Raw genomic sequence first — 23,425 nt, forward strand, 5'->3', positions numbered from 1 at the left:
TGTTGCTAATATATTTCAGATTGTATTATTAATTCAACTATAGTAGGTGTTTGGGGTGAAATGATACTATGCTGTGGTAAAATTTAAAGTGTTTTTTACTGTCTGCAAGTAAGTTTTAGAAACAGGTACTTTTATACCATGAGAAAGTATAAGAAAATGTTTCCCTTTACTTATTTCCCACGATTGAAAATGATAAGGATTAATAATATACGATCGATGTGTACGTTGCAATTTTGTAAAGTTGGTTTCTATATAAGATAGAGTATTTCGTATTATGCTTTTTTTTAAAACATTACCAGAAATGTATAATACTACAATATAATTGTCTGACGAATTTACAGCTATTAAATCGTTTAAATGAAGTTTTAAACTTTCGTAATTTCCTTCTCCTTGAATTTCTATTTTTATATCTTCAATTTGTTTTTCATAGTATTTTCCAAAAGCATATCTACCAATTATAATAATTGGTAATATTATAGCTAAAGCAGGTAAGAATAGTGCTTTTAGCATATAGCCAAAAGAATGTGGGTTTGGCTGATTTTTAACCACAATATATAAATAGACAAATCTAGCTAACAAAATTGCTATTAGAGACAAACTGAATAAAAATAGTATTTCGTGTTGTAACAACCACCTTTTTGAATACTTCGTATTAAATAAATATTGTAAGGGAATAAATATTATATAAGATATTGTAGCAATTAAGCTGTAAATTGGAAGGAATTTGAGTTTTTCGTTATTATTAAACTCATTAATATCAAGAGGTTCTGTAAAATATAAAAACAAAAACACCCACAAACCTAAACTTATACCAATTATAAAATGGTGTTTAATTAATGGATCTAAAGGGTATTTAATTTGCAAAATAGTTATTATATAGAATAAAAAGCATCAGTTAAAAACTGATGCTTTTTTATAAAATTTCAATAGCTTAAGAAAGCCATCCTTTTTTTGTAGCATATTTTGAAAACCAAACTAAACCAATAGAAACTATAATAATCATTGGTGTCATAGCATTCGCCATTTTAATACCAAATGCTAAATAAGACATTTGTATAACAGCAGCTATTGCAGATAAAAGTAAAAGAAAGTAAGCCCATTTTTTTCTAAGTAATAAAGCAATACAACCTAATGCACCGCCAAAAACGGCAACTGCGTAAGCAATCATATACCAAGACGGTAAATTAGCATATAAATCTTGCATATCTTGTGGTAATTCTGCCATCATTTCAGCAGTCATTCCTATTTGAGCAAAATAGGCGCCAACACCTAAAATATTCCAAATCAATGCAACAATAGTAATAATCCAAAACCAAATTGGTGGTTTTTGTGTAGAAATTGTACTCATAATTAAAAGTTTAGTTAGTTAATAAAAAGACAAGTTATAAATTTTTTGTTTAACGTTTGCATATAAGTTATTTTCGGGCAAAATATTAGGTGCAATTTTGAAAAAATTCTTCTACGTTATAAAAATTCAATATTTAGGCTACCGCTTTCACGGTTGGCAAAAACAACCAGATGTAAAAACGTTACATTTAATGGTAGACCGTACATTAAATTTTATATTAGAAGGAAAACGCTTTAAAAGTTTAGCTTCTGGAAGAACAGATGCCATGGTTTCTGCAGAAGAAACAGCAATAGAACTTTTTTTATATGAACCAATAGAAGATCAAAAGGCTTTTTTAAAGTTGTTTAATACCAATTTACCACAAGATATTAGGGCTTTAGAAATTACGGAAGTTGATGCTAAGTTTAATATTATTAATAACCCTAAAGTAAAAGAGTATATATATCTATTTGCTTTTGGAGATAAATTTCATCCTTTTTGTGCGCCAATACTAACAACTATTCTTGACGACTTAGATGTTGAAATAATGAAAATAGGAGCAAAGCTCTTTGAAGGTGAACATTATTTAAAAACTTATTGTTATAAACCATCCAATAACGGGATTTATACGCGCGAGATACTTACTTGCGAAATTGTGGAGAACACAATATATACTGCTAATTTTTTTCCTAAAAAAAGCTATTTATTGCGTGTAAGAGGTAAAGGTTTTATGCGAAACCAAATACGTTTAATGATGGGAACATTAATAGATTTAGGTAAAGGAAAGCTAACTTTAGAGGATATAAAAGCTTCGTTAGAGCCCGATAACACTATAAAAATGGAATACATCGCACCAGCTTCAGGCTTAATACTAAAAAGTCTAAAATTCGATTAACTGTTAATTTAATTAACAGCAACTCTTTCTTCTTAACATAATTTAAGTTAATAACTTTTGGATACCGTTAAATGCAGTTAAACTGCTCTTTAACAGTTTTGTTTAATTGTATATTTACAATAGTTAGACAAAATAACAGCTAAACAAAATCAACCATGAGTTACTTAAATATACAAGACGAAAAACTAATTCCAGTAGTAATGGAATTAAATACACTATTAGCAGATTATCATTTATATTATCAAAAGCTTAGAACATTCCATTGGAATGTGTTGGGTAAAAACTTTTTCGATTTACATATTAAGTTTGAAGAAATGTATAATGAGGCTCAAGTTAAAATTGATGAAATAGCAGAAAGAATCCTAACATTAAGGCATCATCCTGTAAGTAAATTAAGTGATTATTTAAAAATTTCATCTTTAAATGAAGCATCAGGAATGACTACAGATCAAGAAATGGTTGACATTTTATTAAATGATCATAAACTTATTTTACTACAAATGAGTAAAGTTTTAGAAGCTTCTGAAGCTGCTGGAGATGAAGGTACAATTGATTTAATTGGAGCTTATACAAGAGAATTAGAAAAGTCAAGTTGGATGTTAAATGCTTGGTCTAAAAGTACAAATGATCAACTTAAGCAAGATGAAGTTAAAAGTTAATATCAAATAAAGGTACAACTAAAAACTAAATCTTAATTAATAAAAAAAACATGACAGACGAATTAAATAAAGCATACGATCTTTTATCAGATAAACTTATAGGTTGGTTTAATGCTATAATAAAAAATATACCAAACTTAATAATAGCTATAATAGTTTTAGTAGTCTTTTATTATGTTGCTAAATATGTATCTAAACTTGTAGGAAAGTTAGTTTCTAAAAAAGTGCACCAAGATTCATTAGTGAATATTATTACTAAAATGGTGGCAATAGTTATTATCGCAGCCGGTTTATTTTTAGCTCTTGGCGTATTAAATCTTAGTAAAACATTAGAAACATTAATTGGAGCCGCAGGAGTTTCTGGACTGGTAATAGGTTTAGCATTACAAGGTACTTTAAGCAATACTTTTGCTGGTATAGTATTAAGCTTTAGAAAAAGTATAGAATTAGGTCACTGGGTAGAAACCAATGGTTTTGCTGGCGAAGTAGTAGAAATTAGCTTAAAAAACTTTGTGGTTAAAGAAGCTGATAATAAGCTAGTAATGATTCCTAATAAATCCATATTAGAGAATCCTGTTAAAAACTACTCGTTAACAAAAAAAATGAGAATCATTGTAAGTTGTGGTGTTGGTTACGAATCAGACTTAGAGCAAGTTAAAAAGCTTACAAAAACAGCTATTGCTCAACAATTTTCTAATATAGAAAGTGAAGATGATGTAGAATTTTATTACCAAGAATTTGGAGATAGTTCAATAAATTTTATTACTAGATTCTGGATAAAAGGTAATAAAGCAAAAGATAGAATTACGGGACAAAGCGATGCTATAATTGCTATAAAAAAGGCATTTGATAAAGAAAATATTAATATCCCTTTCCCAATACGAACGCTACAATTTGATAATAAATTGAATGTAGCTCAAGATATAGAACAAGAATCAAACGAGGCAGAAGCCTAATCGATTATAAATCAAATATTATTAACCTTTAAAAACTAAAAATTATGTTACGTTGGACAATCACATTTATTATTATCGCAATTATTGCAGGAGTCTTAGGCTTTGGTGGAATTGCAGGAGGAGCAGCAGGAATTGCTAAAATATGTTTCTTTATATTTATTGTATTATTTATTTTATCTCTAATTAGAGGAAGAAGATAATCTATAAAAAATAACAAAATCAATGATTAATTTGTATCAATAACGTTTAGAAGCAAAAATTCACACAATTAATCATTACATTTAAATTATTAACCAATAAAATTATAACCAAAATGAAAAAATTATCTTATTTATTTTTATTGATGTTTTCAATGTCAATAGTATTAACCGGATGTAGAGAAGAATCAACAGGAGACAAAGTTGAAGACGCAGTAGAAGACGTTGCAGACGATGTAGAAGACGCTGTAGATTAACTCTGTAAATTTAATATATTTAAAAAGTCTCAATTTCAAATTACTTGAAATTGAGACTTTTTTTTAAATTTACATTAATTCGAAAACTAAAAAATGATTTCTAAAAACGTACTAGAGTTTCTAAAAAAATTAGAAGAAAATAATAATAGAGAATGGTTTAATGAGCATAAGCCAGAGTTTAAGGCACTTGAGACAGAAGTGAAAGCGTTTTTTACTGCTATAAATCAAAAATTAAATGTGCATGATGAGACAGATAAAGTAAAAGTTTTTAGAATTTATAGAGATGTGCGTTTCTCAAAAAATAAAACACCATATAAAACCCATTTTGGAGGTTCATTTCATAGGGTAAAACCTAGATTGCGTGGTGGTTATTATTTTCAAATACAACCTAATAATCAAAGTTTTTTAGCTACTGGTTTTTGGAATCCTTCAAAGGAAGATTTATTAAGAATTAGAAAGGAATTTGAAATGGATGATGAAGAAATTAGAACAATAATAAATCAAGAGGCATTTAAATCTGTTTGGGGAAGTATTGAAGGTGAGGCGCTTAAAACAGCTCCAAAAGGCTTTGATAAAGAACATCAAGCCATAGATTTAATTAGAAAAAAGCAATTTATATTTACTAAAAAAATTACAGATAAAGAATTAGTAAGTAAAGATTTACTAACAATAATAGATGAATCTTTTAAAACAATTCGCCCATATTTTGATTATATGAGCGATGTGTTAACTACAAATTTAAATGGTGAGTCTCTAATAGATAATTAGTAATTTTATTTGTTTTTACACTGCTAAAAGTACATTGTCTTTTTCAAACAATTGAATACTACTTTGCAAGCGTTGTATAACAATATTCATCATTCGTTTATTTAAGGCCGAAGAGTTTTTAATGTAAAGTAAATATTCTTCAGTTGTAAATTGTCCAATAACAATACCTTTAAGCGAGTTTCTAAACTTTATATCTTTATGTATGGCATTATCAATATAATGCAAGCGTCTTTCAGTGTTTAAATCATAAAAAACATTTTTATGTTTTGTAATGTAGTTTTTAAAAACTTCAATAAATAAGTCGTTTTGTAATTTAATTACAGGACGTAACGTTAGGTTTTGAAAACGCTCATCGCTACTCATATTGTCTGAAATTTTAATTGAAGAAATTGTAGGTCTAATTGCTAATAATTGTTGATCTCTTGAAGTCATAATTATAAGTGTTTTTATAAAAATATTAATTATGATGGTATAATCATTTCATATAGTAATTTCTTGTTAACTGTTTTATGAACAATTACCTTTATATAAAATAAAAAAAGCCATGAAGTTTGGAAAAGTAGAACATCCAGAATTAATAGATTTTAGTTTGCCAAAAGACCATAAAGACACTAAACGTGTGCTTAATTTGGTAAAAGATGATAACATACCAGACATTTATGTAGGTTGTGCAAAATGGAATAGAGCAGACTTAAAAGGTTTTTATCCTCGAGGCACAAAAGATGAGCTGGCTTATTATTCTTCACAATTTAATGCTATAGAATTAAACGCAACTTTCTATCGTATTTTTCCAGCAGAACAATTTGAAAAGTGGTATGAAAAAACACCTTCAAATTTTAAATTTTTTCCAAAACTTAATCAAGAAATTAGCCATTGGAAACGTTTACAAGATACAAATGCAGCAGTAGAAAATTACTTGTATAACGCTTCAAATTTAAAAGAAAAATTAGGTACTATATTTTTGCAAATGCATTCAAATTTTGCACCTAAAGATTATGATCGTGTTGTAGAATTTGTTGAAAATTGGCCTAAAACAATTCCGCTAGCGATTGAGTTTAGACATACAGATTGGTATAATACAGCAATAGCCCAAAAACTTTACAAATTACTAGAAGATAACAACATATCTAACATTATAGTAGACACTGCAGGACGTAGAGATATCATGCACATGCGTTTAACAAACAGTACGGCTTTTATTCGTTATGTTGGTGCTAATCACCCAAGTGATTATACACGACTAGACGATTGGGTACAACGAATAAAAGAGTGGAAAACACAAGGAATAAAAGAAATAAACTTTTTTATACATCAAAATATAGAGAAAGAATCACCATTACTTTCTGCATATTTTATACAAAAACTTAATAATACATTAGGTTATAATTTAAAAATACCTAATGAAGATTTAAATAAAAATAATTCACAACAAAACTTATTTTAAATTATGAGATTTCATACAAGAAAATGGGTAAAACCCGAAGACTTAAACCCAAACGGAACGCTTTTTGGCGGTAGATTATTAGCTTGGATAGATGAGGAAGCTGCATTATACACAGTTGTACAGCTTGACAACCCTAAAATAGTGACTAAATACATGAGTGAAATTAGTTTTAACAGTAAAGCCTTAGAAGGTGATATTGTTGAAATTGGTATGGAAGTTAAAAAATTTGGCAGATCATCGATTACTTTAAAATGTGAAGTAAGAAACATGATGACACGAGAAACTATTATAACAGTAGAAGATATAATTATGGTAAACCTAGGAAAAGACGGTAAGCCAAAAGCTCACGGTAAAACCAAAGTTGAGTATGTAAAAGACAGGTTAAAATAGCAATAACCTAAATTAAGCAGTATTAAGCTAAAGGCTTTAAGTATTTTTTATCTACATAAAAAGTTCCAAAAGGAATTAAAGAACCTAAAAGAATAATTGCAAACGTTTTAGAGTTCCATTTAAAAGTACTTTTTAGTAAAATAGCCAAAGCAATATAGGCAACAAATAACAAGCCATGCGGCATACCTAAAAGTTTTACAAATTCATCGTTACCTTCTGGCATTCGTTTATATATTGAAGCGCCCATAAGTAATAAATAAGATACGCCTTCTAAAAAAGCTACGATTCTAAAAGTTTTAAGCATAAAATTTTAATTCTAATTTGTATTGCAAATTTAAGAAAAGTAGTATTTGGTTTAACCATTTTGGTATTAATATTTATCTTTATAAAAATTAAAACCAAAACCATGCGAATATTAAAAACAACAGCATTAGTTGCTGCTTCTTTGTTAATGATTAATTGTTCAGATTCTAAAGAAGAAAAAAACACTACTTCTGCAACAGAATTTAAAATTGATTACGAAAAATTTACTTTAGATAATGGGCTCGAAGTGATACTTCATGAGGATCACAGTGATCCAATTGTAGCTGTAGCAACAATGATGCATGTAGGTTCAAATAGAGAAAAACCAGGACGCACAGGTTTTGCTCACTTTTTTGAGCACATGAGTTTTAATGATAGTGAAAATGTACCTGTTGGTGCCAATAGAAAAATGATACCAGAATGGGGAGGAAGTAGAAATGGCGGTACATCAAACGATTATACAGTATATTATGAAGTTGTACCAAAAGATGCTTTCGAGAAAATCCTTTGGATAGATTCAGACCGTTTTGGTTATATGATTAATACAGTAACAAAAGAAGCTTTAGAGCGCGAAAAACAAGTTGTAAAAAACGAAAAACGCCAACGTGTAGATAATGCAGCTTATGGTTATACAGATGAAATTAAACGTAAAAACCTTTACCCAGAAAATCATCCATATAACTGGACGGTTATTGGTGCATTACCAGATTTACAAGCAGCAACAATAGACGATGTAAAAGAATTCTATAAAAAATATTATGGCGCTAGTAATGCATCGCTTGTAATAGCAGGAGATATTAATATAGAAGAAACTAAAAAACTGGTAGAAAAATGGTTTGGCGAAATACCAAGCGGGCCAAAGGTAGAAAGCTTACAGCCTATGCCAGTAACATTAGAGAAAACAAAATCGTTATATTTTGAAGATGGTTTTGCTAAATTACCAGAGTTACGCATCACATTTCCAACTGTAGAACAGTATAATAAAGACAAATATGCCTTAGAAATTCTTGGGCAAGTTTTAAGCGGAAGTAAAAAAGCACCATTATATAAAACAATAGTTGAAGAGCAAAAACTAGCACCTAGAGTTGGTACTTACCAAAGTAGTAGTGAACTTGCAGGTGAGTTTGTATTTAGAGTACGAGCAAATGCAGGTACAGATTTAGATAATGTAAAAAGTGCCATTGATGAAGGTTTACTTCGCTTTGAAAAAGAAGGTGTTAACGAAAAAGATTTAAAACGAATTAAAGCAGAGCTTGAAACTAGCTTATATAGAGGCGTTAGCACTGTTTTAAACAAAGCATTTCAACTGGTAGAAGATAACGAGTTTAAAGGTGATCCTAGTTATATTACCCAAACAGCAAAATTAACAAACGCTGTTACAGCAGAAGATGTTATGGCTGCTTACAACAAGTATTTAAAAGGAAAAAACTATGTAATGACAAGTGTTGTACCTAAAGGAAACTTAGATTTAGCAGTAGAAAATGCAGAGCAAGCAACTGTTTGGATTGAAGAAGTTAAAAAAGATGTAGCCAACGAAGAAGTAAGTCAAGGTGCAGAAGCTGTTTACGAAAAAACACCATCTAAACACGATAGAAGCGAACCTGGTTACGGTGAATTACCATTATTTAAATCTCCAGAAGTATGGACAAATGAGTTAAGTAACGGTATGGCAATTTATGGGATTGAAAATAACGAAGTACCTTTAGTACAGTTTGATATTACAATACCAGGAGGTCATTTATTAGATCCTGTAGAAAAATCTGGTGTAGCTAACTTATTAACCGATATGCTTATGGAAGGTACAGCAACAAAAACTCCTGCAGATTTAGAAGAAGCTATAGGATTATTAGGTGCTAGTATTGGTATGTATTCTACAAACGAAGATTTTCATATTACTGGAAGTTGCTTAGCTAAGAATTTTGATGAAACAATAGCTTTAGTAAAAGAAATAATTTTACAACCACGTTGGGACGAAAAAGAATTTAGTCGTCTTAAAAAAGCATTAGAAACAAGTTTAAAAGGTAGAGAAGCCAACCCTAATAGTATAGCTACTTTAGCATATAATAAATTACTGTATGGTGATAACCATATTTTCGCTGTTCCAGGTTCAGGAACTTCAGAATCTACACAAGAAATTACTTTAGATGATTTAAAAAAATATTACAAAAAATTATCTCCAAAAGAAGCAACATTTCATATTGCTGGAGCTTTAGCAGCGTCTCAGGTAAAATCAACTTTAGAAACATTAAACGATTGGAATACAAAAAGCGTAGAAATTCCAACCTATGCTATTCCAGAAGCAAACGCTAAAAATCAATTATATTTTATAGATTTTCCAGGAGCTAAACAATCTGTAATTCGTATTGGTAAATTAGCATTATCTCAAGAAAATGAAGAAGCAAATAACTTACGTTTTGCAAACGAAATTATTGGTGGTGGATCTAGTGGTAAATTGTTTCAAACCTTAAGAATTGGAAAAGGTTATACTTACGGTGCATATTCTGGTATTAGTAGTAATAAAGAAGTTTCTCCGTTTACAGTAAGAACGAGTGTTAGAGCTAACGCAACGCTAAAATCTTTAGAAATTATAAAAAATATGATTTCAAATTATTCTAGCGACTTTTCTAATAATGAAGTAGAATTAACTAAAAATAAAATTTTAAAAGGAAATACTAGAGCTTACGAAAGTTTAGGTGCACAATTAGGAATGCTAAGAAACATTAGCAAGTTTAATCTTTCACACACCTTTACAGAAGAAGATCAAGAAGAATTAGTAAATATGACTCTTGAAGACTATAAAACTATTATAGATAAATATTTAACTGAAGAAGATATGATTTATGTAGTTGTTGGTGATAAAGAAACACAATTTGAAGAAGTAAAAAAACTAGGAAAAAATATTATTGAGTTAGACATTAATGGTAATAAAATATAAAAACTAACACTTTAAAAATCAGCTAATTAATTTTGTTTAATTAACAGCAATTTATGACTAAAAATTATCACCTTTGGCATATAATTTGTAAGTTATAGAAACACTTTAATTTTAAATATAAAATATGAATAAAACATTGATTAATTTTATTGCAATAGTATTAATGTTTGTTGGCACTATGTCATTTGCACAAAATGAATTGCCAATAAAACATAGTCAAGACATTGATCCTATAGCAGAATTACAAAATTCTAATCTACAAAAGCTATTAGAGGCCGAAATAATGGCTAACCCTAAATGGAGACAACTTATTAGAAATAAAAAAATGTCTGTAGGTGTTGTAGATTTAACAGATGAAACTAATATAAAATACGCAGGTTTAAATGATGAGCATATGATGTATGCTGCAAGTTTACCAAAAATCGCCATTCTTTTAGCAGCTATGGATGCTATTGAAACAGGAGAGTTAGTAGACACTAAAGAGGTAAGAAAAGACATGCGATTAATGATTAGTAAATCTAACAACGCAGCATCAACCAGAATGATAGATCGTGTAGGTTACGAGAAAATTGAATCTGTTTTACGCGCTCCTAAAACCAAACTTTACGATGAGGAAGTTGGTGGTGGTTTGTGGGTTGGTAAACGTTATGCTTCTGGAGGAAGACGTTATCCAGACCCAATTAAAGGACTAAGTCATGCTGCAACAACAAAGCAAGTATGTAGTTTTTATTATCAATTAGCAATGGGAAACCTAATAAGTACAGACCGTTCTAAAGAAATGCTTGATATTATGAAAGATCCAGCATTACACCATAAGTTTGTAAATACATTAGATAAAATAGCACCTAACGCAACTATTTATAGAAAATCTGGTTCTTGGAAAAACTATCATGCAGATTCGGCATTAGTTTGGGGACCAAAACGTAGATATATTATAGTGGCACTAATAGACAATAATTTTGGTGAACAAATAACCAGAAATTTAGTAGTACCAATTGAGAAAGTGTTAAAAAAATCACGTTCTTTATTATAATAAATAAACTATAATTTAAAGTATAGTAGCCTTTGCTAAAAAAACTTTTTAATAAAACATTTGGACTAAGAGATGGTGAAATATACATCTCTTTTTTAATGCAGTTTTATATCTTTTTAATAATAACTGTGTTACTAATAGTTAAACCAACGGTAAATGCCCTTTTTGTAAATAAATTAGGAGCAGATAGTTTACCGTATGGTTATTTGTTAGTTGCAATGGTAGCTGTAATTACTACTATATTTTATAATAAAGCAATACGAGAGTTTTCGTTATTACGCGTAACAATAGTATCTTTAATAGTATTTAGTTTAGCGTTTATAGTTTTAAGTATAGTATTACATTTTAATGTGTTATTTAATTGGATACTATATTTTTATTATTTAAGTATTTCGTTATTTGCTGTAGTTGCTACGTCTCAATTCTGGATTTTAGCTAATATGGTTTTTAATGCCCGAGAAGCCAAACGGTTATTTGGTTTTATTGGAGCAGGAGCAATAGCTGGAGGCGTTTTTGGTGGCTACCTAACCAGTTTAATTGTTTCAACTTATGGTAACAAATTTGCAATTTTATTGGCTGCAATTTTAATATTATGCTGCATTCCAATTATAAAAAAAATCTGGACACTTCGTATACAAAAAATGACAACTTATGTGAGGAAACAACGCGTTTATAATGATACAAATGCGCAAGTACCTTCATTTAAACTTATACTAAAATCCAAACATTTAACTTATTTAGCATTAATAACGGGAATAAGTGTAATTGTAGCAAAGTTAATAGATTTTCAATTTAGTGATTTTGCAAATAAAGCCATATCAGATTCAGATGAATTGGCTTCATTTTTTGGTTTTTGGTTCTCTACATTTAATGTTATAGCCTTAGCACTTCAGTTATTTGTAACTAATAGATTTTTAAGTAAACTGGGCGTTTCATCTACATTATTAATTTTACCATTAGGCATTGCTTTAGGAAGTTTATTGTTTTTAACCTTTCCAGAATTATGGGTATTAGTTGTTATAAAAGGTATAGATGGGAGTTTTAAGCAATCGCTAAATAAAGCGGCTGTAGAATTGTCTATAATGCCTATTCCTTTAAATATTAAAAATCAAGCAAAGTCTTTTATAGATGTAGCTGTAGATAGTGTTGCTACTGGTGTAGCAGGTTTTTTATTAATATTTTTAATTAGAAAACTAGAGCTAAATACAGCTTATATAACCGTTATTATTTTACTTTTTGTATTTATCTGGATAATTTTAATTTACAGACTACGTGAAGCTTATTTTAATTCGTTTAGAGTTAATATTCAAAAAACATTAGTAGAACATGAAAAAACACCTAAAAAACGTAAATACGAAACAACCCTAATAGCGGCAAGACGTATATTAAATTCTGGTACAGAGGCCGAAATACTAAGTTTATTAAACCAGCTAACCACATATAAATTAATACCTTTAAAGGATAGTATTATAAGTTTACTAGATCATCCTTCAAATACGGTTAAAACGGAAGCTATAAAGCAATTGTTTCAATACGATAAAGGTACAGCTCTTTATAAAGTTAAAGCGTTAGTAGAAGAAAAAGATGATGATTTGGTGTATACTGCTTTAAATTATATTATTCATCATTCGTATATAAATACCAATCAATTTTTTGATGAATATTTAAACCATGAAACAGATTATATTTCTAATGCTGCTTTGTTGTGTCTTTCTATTGAAGCAAAAAATAATAAAAAACTATCTGTAAAATATAATTTACATTCTAGAATTGCAGATCGTGTACGTACGTTAAATACACCAGAAGGTTTTAGCCGTAAAGAAGCTGTTGGAGAATTGTTAATTACCATTGCGTACGCTGGAATAGAAAAGTTTTATCCGTTTATCACTGTACATTTAAATAACAGAAATCCTTATATAGTAAAACAAGCTATTAAGGCAGCAGGTATTACCGCTAGCCAAAGATTTGTTGATGATTTACTTCATTTTTTACCAGAAAAAGAATTTAGAAAAACCGCTGTAAAAGCACTAAGAAATTATGGATTAGGTATTACAAAAACCATTCTTGAGTTTGATAAAAATGAAGATTTACAAGACAATATTAAACAACATCTACCTAAAGTTGTAGGTTCGTTTAAATCTCAAAACTCGGTAAAAGTATTATTAAATTTACTTAAAAGTAATGATATTGTAATTCGTTTAGAATCATCAAAAAGTCTTTTAAAACTTAGAACAAAAAATCCAGATTTATTTTTTAATAAACGCATTTTTAGAAGAGAAATTATAAGAGAAAGTAAATATTATAAATCTACTCTAGATGCTATAGCATCTATTCAAAACACTATTAATCAAGAAGTGGTTTTAGAACCTAAAAACGATAGTGATACCGAAATTTTAATAGCAAGACAAAGTTTAATAGATATTTTAGAAGAACAACTAGAAACCAGTTTGCAATGTATTTTTAAACTTTTAAGTCTTGTTTATGATGAAGCCGATATTGGCGTAACTTATTCTGGTTTATTAAGTGAGGTTAAAGAGGCTAGAGTAAATGCTTTAGAGTTTTTAGATAATTTGCTAAATGCACAATTAAAATCTAAAGTTTTTCCTTTAGTAGAACATACTGTTTTTGCTGAAGATAATTTTGAATCTACGGTATTAAAACTTAATACAATACCAGAAAAAGCTTATTTGGCCATGTTACTTAAACGTAGAGGTAAGCGCGTTAAGCTAGAGATATTATACCTCATTAAGGTGTTAGATGATAAAAGTTACGTCCCAATCGTGATGCCTTTAAAAAAGCATCGCAATAAGGACGTAAAATTCTTTGCATATTCAACAATTGAGAGCCTTACAGATGTGAGACGTTAATTATCTCCTGTATCGTCTTCGTCGTCTTTATCTTTAAAATTTTCATCTAATTTAGCATCAGAGTTTTCGTTATTTTTTTCAATAAGGTCGTCAATTTTACTAGCTAAATACATATGTGCTCCAGCAGAGTTTTTGTCTAGTACATTAGACATTAAACACACAATATATTTTGATCCCTTATTAGGGTGTTCTACAATAATAACAGAATTCATATAATTAAATACATTTCCTGCATAACTTTTGCAATCTGGATTTTTTTCTCTGTCACACTTATAATAACTGCCAGATTTAAAATATACAGCAGCACTATCTAATCTATTAGATTTTGCATAACGTATACGTCTGTCTGTAGAGTAGAGTAGGCGTTTCATTTCTAAACTAGATTTGGTATCAATAATTTTACCTTGTTCTAATTTTACAAGCCATTTCATTAAACCTTTTGGCGTACCAATACTACCACCTTTTCTACCTACATATTTTCCTGCAGGTCTTGTAAACATGCCACCAAGTCTCCAATCATCTTCAGTAATACTTAATTCACGTAACGGTTGGTTAACTACAGTATTTGCTAAGCTTGTTAAGCTATCTCTTTTAGTGTTTTTAAAATAGTTTTCGCCTTCTTCTTCGGTTAAATTAACATAATCTGCACCAAAAGCGGCCATTAGCATGGCTTCGCGATACATTACACTTGCAGCACCATTATTACTAACCGAAACCATATGATCTAACCATTCAAAAAGTGAAAATTTATCGCTAGCAACAACTTGTCTTTTAACCAATTTATCTTTTTCTATATCATAAATAGGTATGGTGTGGTGATCTCCAGTTCCCCAATAACGAGCAGAAACTTTAATGTCTTTTAAGTACATAATTCTATCATCCCAATTTGGGCAAACCTTTGCCATTTGGGTAAATACAGCATTTAGCACTGCTATTTTACCAACACTACCAGGTTGATATCCAACATTTTCTCTGTGCGATGCGTATTTTAAATCATCTGGATTAGACATATCTAAAACTGCAACCGAGTAGTTTCCGCCAGGAATTAATCTTTTAATTTTACGCATAAAATCATCATCATCTACAAGTATAGTATTTAAACTATCTGTAGCACGAGAGGTTAAATTAAGTTTTATGTCTTCAAGTTTTTTATAGGCACCAAAAGGAATACGATTATAAGGCACACTATCTTCTTGCATTTTTTGCAGTTGATATAAACGTTTTATTCCTGTACGTTGGTAACCATCTATTGGATAAGATATAAAGCCAAAAGAAATTAAAATACAAAGGCTAATGGTTATATAGAATAGTTTTTTCATGTATACGTATTATTTTTTTATAATTTTTCTGAAAGATTAATAGTTTGTTTTGAATCTGTATTTGGAGCAATAGAAGATAAATACTCAGAGCTTTTAGCTTGTTTATTTTCTACAAATGGTCTAATTTGAAACAACCATAATTTATTATTTTTAAAACCAAATTCCACATCGTAAGCTTGTTTAGCATCATCATTATGTTTAGCCATAGTTTTTCTAATTTCTGAAGCTAAAGTTCTAATATCTTTAATGTTTTGTTGATTTAGTATTGGTGTTTCAAAACTAGTGGTATATTGTTTAGTTCCGCCATAATCTGGTAGTCTAATGTAATCGCTTTGTCTTGCTGGAGCTAATAGTACATTGGCTTTTGAAGTGATTAAGCGTGTTTCGGCACTTTGTCCATCTACAGCGCCACCAGCACCACGACTAAATGCAACGGTTAAATCTTCATCATTACCAGAGTTTATACCTTTAGTAATCATTACACCAGAATAATCTACATCTACACTAGGAATAATTAAAATTGAAGGAAAAACATTTTCGGGATTACTTAAATATTTTTGTCTCCATTTAAAGCTACGCTCTGTATATGCACTTGCCCAAACGCGTTTAATGCCTTTTATTATTTCATCTTCAGCTTTAATATTAAAAAGTGTAAGGTTTAATCCTGCACCAGTAAATTCTTTTAAATCTTCCATATTAGTATCACTTCGTAAAAACACAGGAACATTACCAATAGCATCTCCAAAGGCCGAAGCAAAGCTTGATTTCATATCATTTAAAAAAGCAGCCTCTAAAGGCATATTTATTATTGCTTTGTGCAAAACCTCTAAAGCGTCTAATTGAAATTTCTCAACAACCTCATCACTTTTATTTGCTTCACGCATGGCTTTAGCTGTATTAAAAGTGCTATTTAAATACTGCCAATAGGTTTTATTTTGATTTGGCATTTGTTGGTCCATATGCGTTCTAAAAATCCCAAAAGGAATTATTATACCTTCAACAACTTGCTTTGGAAACATTTTTTTTAAAGCTCCTAAATTGGCTGCTTTTGGTCCGCAAAGTTTACCAGAATCACTAGCGTCTACATCACGCATATTAATAACTTTAGAAACATCTAATCGTATTTGATCTACAGGAACAGCAATTACATTTTTATTTCTTTCCTTTTTATTGAAAAGTTTTTTTTCGATTGAAGACATATCATCTTCAGTTTTTAAAATTACATTTCCCTTGTTAGATACTGCATAAAATACTGTTTCACCATTATGTTTTTTTAATTCTTTTAAGTTGTTATAAGACAACGCAGCATTTGGTATGCCAAGGTTTCTGGCAAGTAGCTGTACGTGAGAAACCAAATTACCTTCAGACACGGTCATGATTCCTGCAACAGGTTTTAAATCGTGTGGTGGTTTTTCAAAAATGTATATTTTATTAGTGTTAACCTCAATATTATCTGGGTTACCATCAACAACAACTAATTCGCCATAGGCATAACCAGGATTTAAACCACGTATTGCACTTTGGTTTTCAATAGCCATAACACTATTATTTATATGAGACGTTTTGGCAATAAAGGCACCAAACAAACTTACTGTTTCACCTAAATTTAATGCAATACTACTTCTTATACGATCGTCTATAAAACCATAAGATAAAGGCTCGAAAGCAGTATATTTACCTACAATATCTTGATAATTTGCTTTAACGGTAGATGCGCTCCACTCAACAACACTGCGGCTTGTGGTTAGTAATTGGTTTAATTCATATAAAGTTAAATTGTTTTGCGCAATTTTGTTATTGAGTGTATTTTCAATAGCATTATATTCCCAAATTTCAATTAAACCGGTTCCCATCGCAGCACAGGTTAGAGCATTAATTTTATCTAAACTTTCGCCAACGGTATTAATTTGCCAATTTTGAGTTTCGGTAAGTAAAGTATGTTCTAATTGGTTTGATAAATCTAAAAGCTGAAGTCTATGTTTACTATTTTTATAGCTTAGTATATTTTCACGTATTTCGGTTAATATTGAAGCAATCTCAGAAACAAATGAAGCCGATGTTTTTTGGTTTTTGTTAGATGTTATAAACGCTTTAATTTTTAAAGTTGTTGGATTTGAAACCGGTAGTTTATTTAATTCCTTTTCTAATTTTGAAAAATCTATAGGAGAATAAAATTTATACATGGTTTCAACTAATTCGTCAAAACCTTTTTTTAAATCATTAGGTATAGTGTTATTAGCTATATAATCCTTAACTAGTTTTATATCTGTAACTTCTGGTTGTCCATGAATTTTTATTCTAATATCCATGAAAGATTTTAAATCTTCAGATAGTGTTTTACTTTGACTACGCATTAGCTGTGCTATATTATCATCTCCATTATGTGGTATATCTTTTAAGGCTTGCCTTAGTAAATAGTACTTAGAGGTTATAATTTGCTCATCTTTTAGTAACCATTCAAAAAAATCTTTTCCCCAAGCTTCTTCATCTTCACTTTGTATTGCTCCTCTATAAAATTGAGCTTTTTGCAAAACCCAACCATTATCTACACTTGCTAAGTACTTGCCTAGTTGATATTGTTTTAAACGACTATAATTATTGTTGTGGTCTAAAAAATCTTTTGGTTCTAAAGCTGCTATAATTTCACCAAAATATAAATTATTTGTCTTGCGTAAATCTAGAGCAGTGGTTTTAAATGCAGCATGTTGAATACCTCCACCAATATCGTCTGGGCATGGATCTCTAGGTTCTCTTTCTGTACCATCTTTACAAAACCATTTAATACGATGGTATGGACCACGAGGATCGTTTTTATAGGTTTCAATTAAATTTTTTATTTGTTTAGTAGTGCGTTGTTGAGCATTACTATAGCTAATAAAAGCATAAAACAAAATAAAAGTGAAAAAGGTATTTTTAAGCATTGTAGTTTTTAGTTTTATATAAAGAAACAAAAGTATTCTATTTGGTAATTGAATATTTGCATTTTACTTTAATTTAATAAATATATTTAATGCAATCGCATATAGTATTTGTTATTTTAGTTAATCTATTCTTAATAGCTAAGTTTTTAAGATAAAATTATAAAACAATTATTTTCTAATATTTAGTTTTACATTAATAATTAATTAAACTTTAGATTATGAAAAGCAAATCGATAGTACTAATAGCAACTTTTTTAATGGCATTTTTTGGTTGCCAAGAAAAAGTTCAAAGTCAAGCTCCAAAAGCGGTACAAGAAGCATTTCAAGCTAAATATCCAGGAGAAAATGATCCTGATTGGGAAATTGATGCTCACGGAAATTACGAGTCGCACTTTAAGATAGATGGTATTAAATATCGAGCAGATTTTTCACCAAATGGAGATTGGATAGAGACCGAAACTAGTATCAAGAAAAAAGAATTACCAAAAGCAATTAGAAAAGCAATTAAAGATAATTATGGAGATGAACATATTACCGAAGTAGAAAAAGTAGATTCTGCTACTAAAGGAGAGTTTTACGATGTAGAATTTAGGCGAAAAGGTAAAAACAAAGATGTTGAATATAGAGCATCAGGTGAAGAATTATAATTCCAGAAAATAGTTTAAATAAAAAAAAGGATGGTCATATGGCCATCCTTTTTTTATTTTTGTTTTATTCTTGACTCACATAAAATGCATGAATTACGCCAGGTAACCAGCCAATTAAAGTAAGTATTAAATTAATTAGAAACTTACTACCAATACCATGCTGCATAGCAACAGATACTGGTGGTAATAATAAATTTAAAATGATTGTTAGTAATGACATAAAAGGTTGTTTTTAAATTGTTTATCTTAAATATATTGAAAAACATGGGTATTAGCAGGTATATTTAAGATATGTTTAACTCATAAAATACCGTATAAACAAACTTTAATTGCAAATGAGATAATATACACTAGCTACTGTGTCTAAATTTACTTTTAACTAATAATTTAAAAAAAATAATTATGATAAAGCCAAGAGAAAAAGCACCAGAACTTACAATAAATTTAGTTAATGATAGCGTTTGGAAACTAAGTGAACAAACACCAGAACATTTTACAGTAATATTTTTTTATAGAGGAAAGCATTGTCCAAAGTGTAAAGAGCAATTAGAAGAAGTACAAGAGCATATTGAAAAATTTTCTAAAAGAGGAATTAATGTAATAGCAATAAGTTCTGATACTGAAGCAGTAGCAAAAGAAACCTATAAAGATTGGGAAATAGATGATATTCCATTAGGCTATGGTTTTCCTATTGATGAAGCTCGAAAATGGGGATTATTTATTTCTGGAGGAATAAAAAAAGAACCAGAATACTTCACTGAACCTGGATTATTTTTATTAGATAAAGAACATAAAGTGTATTGGGAAGATATACAATCTATGCCTTTTGGAAGACCATCATTAAGAGATATTTTAGGTGGAGTAGATTTTATTTTAAAAGAAGATTATCCTGCAAGAGGAGAAGCATAATCAATAATTAAATAAGAATTTATGACAGAAGTAAAAGCATACGGAACAGAAAGTAAAGAAGCAGATTTAAAACAAATAAAAATAGAACGTCGAGATCTTAAAGAAAATGATGTAGAAATAGAAATACTATATTGTGGTGTTTGCCACAGTGATATTCATGCAGCAAAAAACGATTGGGGAAATACAACATATACTTTGGTTCCTGGTCATGAGATTGTAGGTAAAGTCAAGCAAGTAGGAGATAAGGTTTCAAAATATAAAAAAGGAGACTTAGTTGGCGTTGGTTGTATGGTAGATTCTTGTCAAGAATGTAGCGCTTGTAAAGATGACTTAGAGCAATTTTGCGAAAAAGGTATGGTAGGTACTTACAACGGTGAGAACAAACATACAGGTAAACAAACATTTGGTGGTTATTCTACAAGTATAACTGTACGAGAAGAGTTTGTAGTTAGTGTACCAGAAAATTTAGATTTAAAAGCTGTAGCACCATTATTATGTGCTGGTATAACAACTTATTCACCTTTAAACCATTGGAATGTAAAAAAAGGAGATAAAGTAGGAATAATTGGTCTTGGTGGTTTAGGGCATATGGGTATAAAATTTGCTCACGCAATGGGAGCCGAAACATATATGATTACCACATCACCAGATAAAGCAGATGATGCCAAGAAACTAGGAGCAGATGCTGTATTAATTTCTAAAAATGAAGATGAAATGAAAGAACACCATGGAACTTTCGATTTTTTATTAAATACAGTACCAGTAAAACATGATATAAACCCTTATTTGCAGTTGTTAAAAAGAGACTCAACAATGGTAATGGTAGGAGCAATTGAACCTTTAGAGCCTATGCATGGTGGTAATATTATTATGGGTAGAAAAAGAGTAGCTGGATCCTTAATTGGTGGTATTAAAGAAACTCAAGAAATGTTAGATTTCTGTGGAGATAATAATGTTACAAGTGAAATAGAACTTATTGAAATTAAAGACATAAACAAAGCTTTTGAACGTGTACAAGATAGTGATGTTAAATATCGTTTTGTTATAGATATGTCTAGTCTAAAATAAATAGAAATGAAATTATAATTAATGAGTGATTCCAAAAAATTTAAACTTATTCAATTACCAAAACTACTAGCAAAAGCTGGTAGTTCTTGGTTTAAAGGCAAACCTTTTGAGCGTAGTGCAATAGTAGCTTACTATGCAATACTATCTTTACCTGCATTAATAATTATTATTTTAAATATTGTTGGCGGTATTTGGGGAAGAGATATTGTGCAAGGCGAGTTATTAAACGAAATTACAAAAGCAATTGGTCCAGATACGGCAGAGTCTATACGATTAATGATTGTGCAAAAAGGTAGTGAAACGACATCGGTTTTTGCTACTATTGTTGGTGTTGGTACGCTAATTTACGGTTCTACAGGTGTGTTTTTTCAGTTGCAATCTGCTTTAGATAATATTTGGGAAAGCGAATCAAACTTTGAAAATAGTATTGTAGCAACAATTGTAAGTCGATTAAAAAGCTTTGGTTTCATTTTAATTATAGGGTTCTTGTTACTAACAAGTTTTATTTTAACCTCATTATTAAGTACCTTTAATAAACGCCTAGAAAATATTTTACCAGAAAATCTATTAGATTTCTTATTCATATTCGATTTTTTAATATCTATTGGTTTTATCTACTTGCTATTTGCTGCTATGTTTAAGTTTTTACCATCAGCAAAAATAAGTTGGAAAACCGTAAAAGTAGGAGCTTTGTTAACTACCGTTCTTTTTTTAATTGGCAAATATTTATTAGCTATTTATTTTAGTGAAATGGAACCTGGTTCAACTTATGGTGCTGCAGGATCCATAATTTTAATTATGTTATGGGTTTCATATTCTTCATTAATACTATTATTTGGAGCTCATTTTACTAAAATATATTCAGATGAATATGTAAATAAAAAAGATGTTTCAAATCTTTTAAATAAAGCACTAAAATCATAAATAATTAGCAGCTTGTGCGCATTTAGAAAACATGTTAGCACATATGCTATTTAGCATCCTAAGCTTTTCTTAAAGTGATTGGTAATGCTTTAGAAGATGTTTAATTTTATTTCAATCAAGAAAAAATAAAATAAAAACTATGGAAAGAGATACTGAAAAAGGGTTTAAAACAATAAACCCAGCAACAGAACAAGTAATAAAAAGTTATACATACATGTCTAAAGAAGAAGCATTAAAAGCTGTAGAAAACTGTAATAGTGCTTTTTTAAATTGGAAAACAGAATCTTTAGAAGATAGAGCAAAAATTATAAAAGCTATTGGTGAAAAACTAAAAGCTAATAAGGATGACTTAGCTAATTTAATGACTACCGAAATGGGTAAATTAGTGAAGCAAAGTCACCAAGAAATTGAGCTTTGTGCTGGTATTTGCGAGTATACTGCAACTCAAGGTTTAAAAAAGTTAGAAGATGAAGAAAGAGAATTGCCAAATGGAGGCAAAGGTATTATTACGTACTCACCATTAGGAGTTATTTATGGTATTCAACCATGGAATTTTCCTTTATACCAAGTTATTCGCTACGCAATTGTAAACTTAATGGCTGGAAATGGTGTGTTATTAAAGCATGCTAAAAATGTTACTGGGTGTGCACTTAAAATTCAAGAAATATTTAAAGAAGCAGGATTACCAGAAAATTTATTTACAGTATTAATTATAGATCACGGCACATCTGATGAAATTATAAAAAACGACTTTGTTAGAGGTGTAACCTTAACTGGTAGTTCTGGAGCAGGTAGAAAAGTAGCAGAAAATGCAGGTAAAGCGTTAAAGAAAACAGTATTAGAATTAGGTAGTAATGACGCCTATTTAGTACTTGATGATGCAAATATTGAAAAAGCAGTAAAAACATGTGTACAAGGTCGAGTTTATAATAATGGAGAAACTTGTGTCGCAGCAAAACGTTTTATTGTTGTAGAAAGCGTATACGAAGATTTCAAAAAAGGTTTTGTAGAAGCCATAAGTAACGTAACATATGGAGATCCAATGGATTCAAATTCTAAAATAGGACCTATGGCAAGAGAAGATTTAAGAGATAAAATTCACGATCAAGTAAAAGAGAGTATAGATAAAGGAGCTAAAGCACTTTGTGGTGGTGAGATACCAGAAGAAAAAGGCTATTATTATCCTTCTACTGTTTTAGATAATGTTACTCCAGGACAACCAGCTTATGATGATGAGCTATTTGGTCCTGTTGCATCACTAATTAAAGCAAAAGATAATGAAGACGCTATGCGCATTGCAAACGATAGTCGTTTTGGTTTAGGTGGTGGCATTTTTACAGAAGACGAAGATAAAGCTATAGACTTAGCTAAAAATCATTTCGATACAGGAATGGTAAATATAAATTCTTTTGGTTTAGCGCATCCAAATATGCCTTTTGGTGGTATAAAAAATTCTGGATATGGTAGAGAACATGGAGGATTTGGTATTCATGAATTTGTAAACACAAAATCAATTTTATTAAATAATAAGAAATAAAAATTCTATTAATAATATTTTAAATCTGCAGAATCACTTTCTGCAGATTTTTTTTATATAAATAACTCA

At 29.7% G+C, this 23,425-nt stretch carries 23 protein-coding genes; 16 read left to right on the top strand and 7 right to left on the bottom strand.

Annotated elements, in window-relative coordinates:
* Window positions 1-66 precede the first annotated feature (66 nt).
* Both LACAL_RS12225 and LACAL_RS12230 read right to left on the bottom strand, forming a co-directional pair.
* Window positions 67-864, bottom strand: a complete 798-nt coding sequence (locus LACAL_RS12225; RefSeq protein ID WP_013871061.1) for a LytTR family DNA-binding domain-containing protein — start codon at window positions 862-864, stop codon at window positions 67-69.
* Window positions 865-931: 67 nt separating this feature from the next.
* Complete coding sequence (locus LACAL_RS12230; protein WP_013871062.1) at window positions 932-1,348, bottom strand: hypothetical protein; 417 nt, start codon at window positions 1,346-1,348, stop codon at window positions 932-934.
* A 97-nt stretch (window positions 1,349-1,445) separates the two neighbouring features.
* Here LACAL_RS12230 and LACAL_RS12235 point away from each other — a divergent pair, with 97 nt between their 5' ends.
* From LACAL_RS12235 to LACAL_RS12255, 6 genes are all read left to right on the top strand, one after another.
* A complete protein-coding gene (locus LACAL_RS12235; RefSeq protein WP_013871063.1) occupies window positions 1,446-2,222 on the top strand; it encodes a tRNA pseudouridine synthase A in 777 nt (258 codons plus the stop codon).
* A 155-nt stretch (window positions 2,223-2,377) separates the two neighbouring features.
* Window positions 2,378-2,881 carry a Dps family protein gene (locus tag LACAL_RS12240; RefSeq protein ID WP_013871064.1) on the top strand — a complete coding sequence of 168 codons (504 nt, stop codon included), beginning with the start codon at window positions 2,378-2,380 and terminating at the stop codon, window positions 2,879-2,881.
* Window positions 2,882-2,931: 50 nt separating this feature from the next.
* Window positions 2,932-3,837 (top strand): mechanosensitive ion channel family protein, encoded by a 906-nt coding sequence (locus tag LACAL_RS12245; RefSeq protein ID WP_013871065.1) that lies wholly within the window; start codon window positions 2,932-2,934, stop codon window positions 3,835-3,837.
* A 44-nt stretch (window positions 3,838-3,881) separates the two neighbouring features.
* The gene (locus tag LACAL_RS15220; protein ID WP_013871066.1) at window positions 3,882-4,037 is read left to right on the top strand and encodes a DUF1328 family protein; all 156 of its coding nucleotides are present in this window, start codon (window positions 3,882-3,884) and stop codon (window positions 4,035-4,037) included.
* A gap of 113 nt (window positions 4,038-4,150) precedes the next feature.
* A complete protein-coding gene (locus tag LACAL_RS15470; protein WP_013871067.1) occupies window positions 4,151-4,291 on the top strand; it encodes a hypothetical protein in 141 nt (46 codons plus the stop codon).
* 93 nt (window positions 4,292-4,384) lie between these two features.
* Complete coding sequence (locus tag LACAL_RS12255) at window positions 4,385-5,059, top strand: DUF2461 domain-containing protein (protein ID WP_013871068.1); 675 nt, start codon at window positions 4,385-4,387, stop codon at window positions 5,057-5,059.
* Window positions 5,060-5,074: 15 nt separating this feature from the next.
* On the opposite strand, the gene LACAL_RS12260 is transcribed toward LACAL_RS12255, so the two are convergent.
* Window positions 5,075-5,491 (bottom strand): hypothetical protein, encoded by a 417-nt coding sequence (locus LACAL_RS12260; RefSeq protein WP_013871069.1) that lies wholly within the window; start codon window positions 5,489-5,491, stop codon window positions 5,075-5,077.
* A 112-nt stretch (window positions 5,492-5,603) separates the two neighbouring features.
* Here LACAL_RS12260 and LACAL_RS12265 point away from each other — a divergent pair, with 112 nt between their 5' ends.
* Together LACAL_RS12265 and LACAL_RS12270 are read left to right on the top strand one after the other, a co-directional pair.
* Window positions 5,604-6,503 (top strand): DUF72 domain-containing protein, encoded by a 900-nt coding sequence (locus LACAL_RS12265; RefSeq protein ID WP_013871070.1) that lies wholly within the window; start codon window positions 5,604-5,606, stop codon window positions 6,501-6,503.
* Window positions 6,504-6,506: 3 nt separating this feature from the next.
* Entirely contained in the window at window positions 6,507-6,893 is a 387-nt protein-coding gene (locus LACAL_RS12270; protein ID WP_013871071.1) for an acyl-CoA thioesterase, read from the top strand.
* A gap of 22 nt (window positions 6,894-6,915) precedes the next feature.
* Here LACAL_RS12270 and LACAL_RS12275 read toward each other — a convergent pair whose 3' ends face one another.
* Window positions 6,916-7,197, bottom strand: a complete 282-nt coding sequence (locus LACAL_RS12275) for a DUF3817 domain-containing protein (protein WP_013871072.1) — start codon at window positions 7,195-7,197, stop codon at window positions 6,916-6,918.
* Between the two features lie 102 nt (window positions 7,198-7,299).
* Here LACAL_RS12275 and LACAL_RS12280 point away from each other — a divergent pair, with 102 nt between their 5' ends.
* The 3 genes from LACAL_RS12280 to LACAL_RS12290 all read left to right on the top strand — a co-directional run bounded on the left by LACAL_RS12280 (window position 7,300) and on the right by LACAL_RS12290 (window position 14,031).
* A complete protein-coding gene (locus LACAL_RS12280) occupies window positions 7,300-10,131 on the top strand; it encodes a pitrilysin family protein (protein ID WP_013871073.1) in 2,832 nt (943 codons plus the stop codon).
* Window positions 10,132-10,255: 124 nt separating this feature from the next.
* Complete coding sequence (locus tag LACAL_RS12285) at window positions 10,256-11,164, top strand: serine hydrolase (protein ID WP_013871074.1); 909 nt, start codon at window positions 10,256-10,258, stop codon at window positions 11,162-11,164.
* Window positions 11,165-11,196: 32 nt separating this feature from the next.
* Complete coding sequence (locus tag LACAL_RS12290; protein WP_013871075.1) at window positions 11,197-14,031, top strand: Npt1/Npt2 family nucleotide transporter; 2,835 nt, start codon at window positions 11,197-11,199, stop codon at window positions 14,029-14,031.
* Here LACAL_RS12290 and LACAL_RS12295 read toward each other — a convergent pair.
* Both LACAL_RS12295 and LACAL_RS12300 read right to left on the bottom strand, forming a co-directional pair.
* Entirely contained in the window at window positions 14,028-15,350 is a 1,323-nt protein-coding gene (locus LACAL_RS12295; protein ID WP_013871076.1) for a serine hydrolase, read from the bottom strand. The genes LACAL_RS12290 and LACAL_RS12295 overlap by 4 nt on opposite strands.
* A 17-nt stretch (window positions 15,351-15,367) precedes the next feature.
* Window positions 15,368-18,271, bottom strand: a complete 2,904-nt coding sequence (locus LACAL_RS12300) for a PEP/pyruvate-binding domain-containing protein (protein ID WP_013871077.1) — start codon at window positions 18,269-18,271, stop codon at window positions 15,368-15,370.
* A 218-nt stretch (window positions 18,272-18,489) separates the two neighbouring features.
* On the opposite strand from LACAL_RS12300, the gene LACAL_RS12305 reads away from it, so the two are divergent.
* Window positions 18,490-18,918: a PepSY-like domain-containing protein gene (locus LACAL_RS12305; protein ID WP_013871078.1), complete on the top strand. Its 429-nt coding sequence runs from the start codon at window positions 18,490-18,492 to the stop codon at window positions 18,916-18,918.
* 64 nt (window positions 18,919-18,982) lie between these two features.
* Here LACAL_RS12305 and LACAL_RS12310 read toward each other — a convergent pair whose 3' ends face one another.
* Entirely contained in the window at window positions 18,983-19,138 is a 156-nt protein-coding gene (locus LACAL_RS12310; RefSeq protein WP_013871079.1) for a YqaE/Pmp3 family membrane protein, read from the bottom strand.
* A gap of 182 nt (window positions 19,139-19,320) precedes the next feature.
* Between LACAL_RS12310 and LACAL_RS12315 the strand changes: the two genes are divergently transcribed.
* The 4 genes from LACAL_RS12315 to LACAL_RS12330 all read left to right on the top strand — a co-directional run bounded on the left by LACAL_RS12315 (window position 19,321) and on the right by LACAL_RS12330 (window position 23,356).
* The gene (locus LACAL_RS12315) at window positions 19,321-19,827 is read left to right on the top strand and encodes a peroxiredoxin-like family protein (RefSeq protein ID WP_013871080.1); all 507 of its coding nucleotides are present in this window, start codon (window positions 19,321-19,323) and stop codon (window positions 19,825-19,827) included.
* A gap of 21 nt (window positions 19,828-19,848) precedes the next feature.
* Window positions 19,849-20,895, top strand: a complete 1,047-nt coding sequence (locus tag LACAL_RS12320) for an NAD(P)-dependent alcohol dehydrogenase (RefSeq protein WP_013871081.1) — start codon at window positions 19,849-19,851, stop codon at window positions 20,893-20,895.
* Between the two features lie 21 nt (window positions 20,896-20,916).
* The gene (locus LACAL_RS12325; RefSeq protein ID WP_013871082.1) at window positions 20,917-21,819 is read left to right on the top strand and encodes a YihY/virulence factor BrkB family protein; all 903 of its coding nucleotides are present in this window, start codon (window positions 20,917-20,919) and stop codon (window positions 21,817-21,819) included.
* A 139-nt stretch (window positions 21,820-21,958) separates the two neighbouring features.
* Entirely contained in the window at window positions 21,959-23,356 is a 1,398-nt protein-coding gene (locus LACAL_RS12330) for an NAD-dependent succinate-semialdehyde dehydrogenase (RefSeq protein WP_013871083.1), read from the top strand.
* Window positions 23,357-23,425: the final 69 nt, after the last annotated feature.

Source organism: Lacinutrix sp. 5H-3-7-4, assembly GCF_000211855.2.
GTDB lineage: Bacteria > Bacteroidota > Bacteroidia > Flavobacteriales > Flavobacteriaceae > Lacinutrix.

Bases quoted from the DNA above. Each gene is read 5' to 3' on its own strand.
- LACAL_RS12230 (WP_013871062.1), bottom strand. From the start codon at position 1,348: ATGAGTACAATTTCTACACAAAAACCACCAATTTGGTTTTGGATTATT.
- LACAL_RS12240 (WP_013871064.1), top strand. From the start codon at position 2,378: ATGAGTTACTTAAATATACAAGACGAAAAACTAATTCCAGTAGTAATG.
- LACAL_RS12245 (WP_013871065.1), top strand. From the start codon at position 2,932: ATGACAGACGAATTAAATAAAGCATACGATCTTTTATCAGATAAACTT.
- LACAL_RS15220 (WP_013871066.1), top strand. From the start codon at position 3,882: ATGTTACGTTGGACAATCACATTTATTATTATCGCAATTATTGCAGGA.
- LACAL_RS15470 (WP_013871067.1), top strand. From the start codon at position 4,151: ATGAAAAAATTATCTTATTTATTTTTATTGATGTTTTCAATGTCAATA.
- LACAL_RS12255 (WP_013871068.1), top strand. From the start codon at position 4,385: ATGATTTCTAAAAACGTACTAGAGTTTCTAAAAAAATTAGAAGAAAAT.
- LACAL_RS12260 (WP_013871069.1), bottom strand. From the start codon at position 5,491: ATGACTTCAAGAGATCAACAATTATTAGCAATTAGACCTACAATTTCT.
- LACAL_RS12265 (WP_013871070.1), top strand. From the start codon at position 5,604: ATGAAGTTTGGAAAAGTAGAACATCCAGAATTAATAGATTTTAGTTTG.
- LACAL_RS12270 (WP_013871071.1), top strand. From the start codon at position 6,507: ATGAGATTTCATACAAGAAAATGGGTAAAACCCGAAGACTTAAACCCA.
- LACAL_RS12275 (WP_013871072.1), bottom strand. From the start codon at position 7,197: ATGCTTAAAACTTTTAGAATCGTAGCTTTTTTAGAAGGCGTATCTTAT.
- LACAL_RS12280 (WP_013871073.1), top strand. From the start codon at position 7,300: ATGCGAATATTAAAAACAACAGCATTAGTTGCTGCTTCTTTGTTAATG.
- LACAL_RS12285 (WP_013871074.1), top strand. From the start codon at position 10,256: ATGAATAAAACATTGATTAATTTTATTGCAATAGTATTAATGTTTGTT.
- LACAL_RS12295 (WP_013871076.1), bottom strand. From the start codon at position 15,350: ATGAAAAAACTATTCTATATAACCATTAGCCTTTGTATTTTAATTTCT.
- LACAL_RS12300 (WP_013871077.1), bottom strand. From the start codon at position 18,271: ATGCTTAAAAATACCTTTTTCACTTTTATTTTGTTTTATGCTTTTATT.
- LACAL_RS12305 (WP_013871078.1), top strand. From the start codon at position 18,490: ATGAAAAGCAAATCGATAGTACTAATAGCAACTTTTTTAATGGCATTT.
- LACAL_RS12310 (WP_013871079.1), bottom strand. From the start codon at position 19,138: ATGTCATTACTAACAATCATTTTAAATTTATTATTACCACCAGTATCT.
- LACAL_RS12315 (WP_013871080.1), top strand. From the start codon at position 19,321: ATGATAAAGCCAAGAGAAAAAGCACCAGAACTTACAATAAATTTAGTT.
- LACAL_RS12320 (WP_013871081.1), top strand. From the start codon at position 19,849: ATGACAGAAGTAAAAGCATACGGAACAGAAAGTAAAGAAGCAGATTTA.
- LACAL_RS12325 (WP_013871082.1), top strand. From the start codon at position 20,917: ATGAGTGATTCCAAAAAATTTAAACTTATTCAATTACCAAAACTACTA.
- LACAL_RS12330 (WP_013871083.1), top strand. From the start codon at position 21,959: ATGGAAAGAGATACTGAAAAAGGGTTTAAAACAATAAACCCAGCAACA.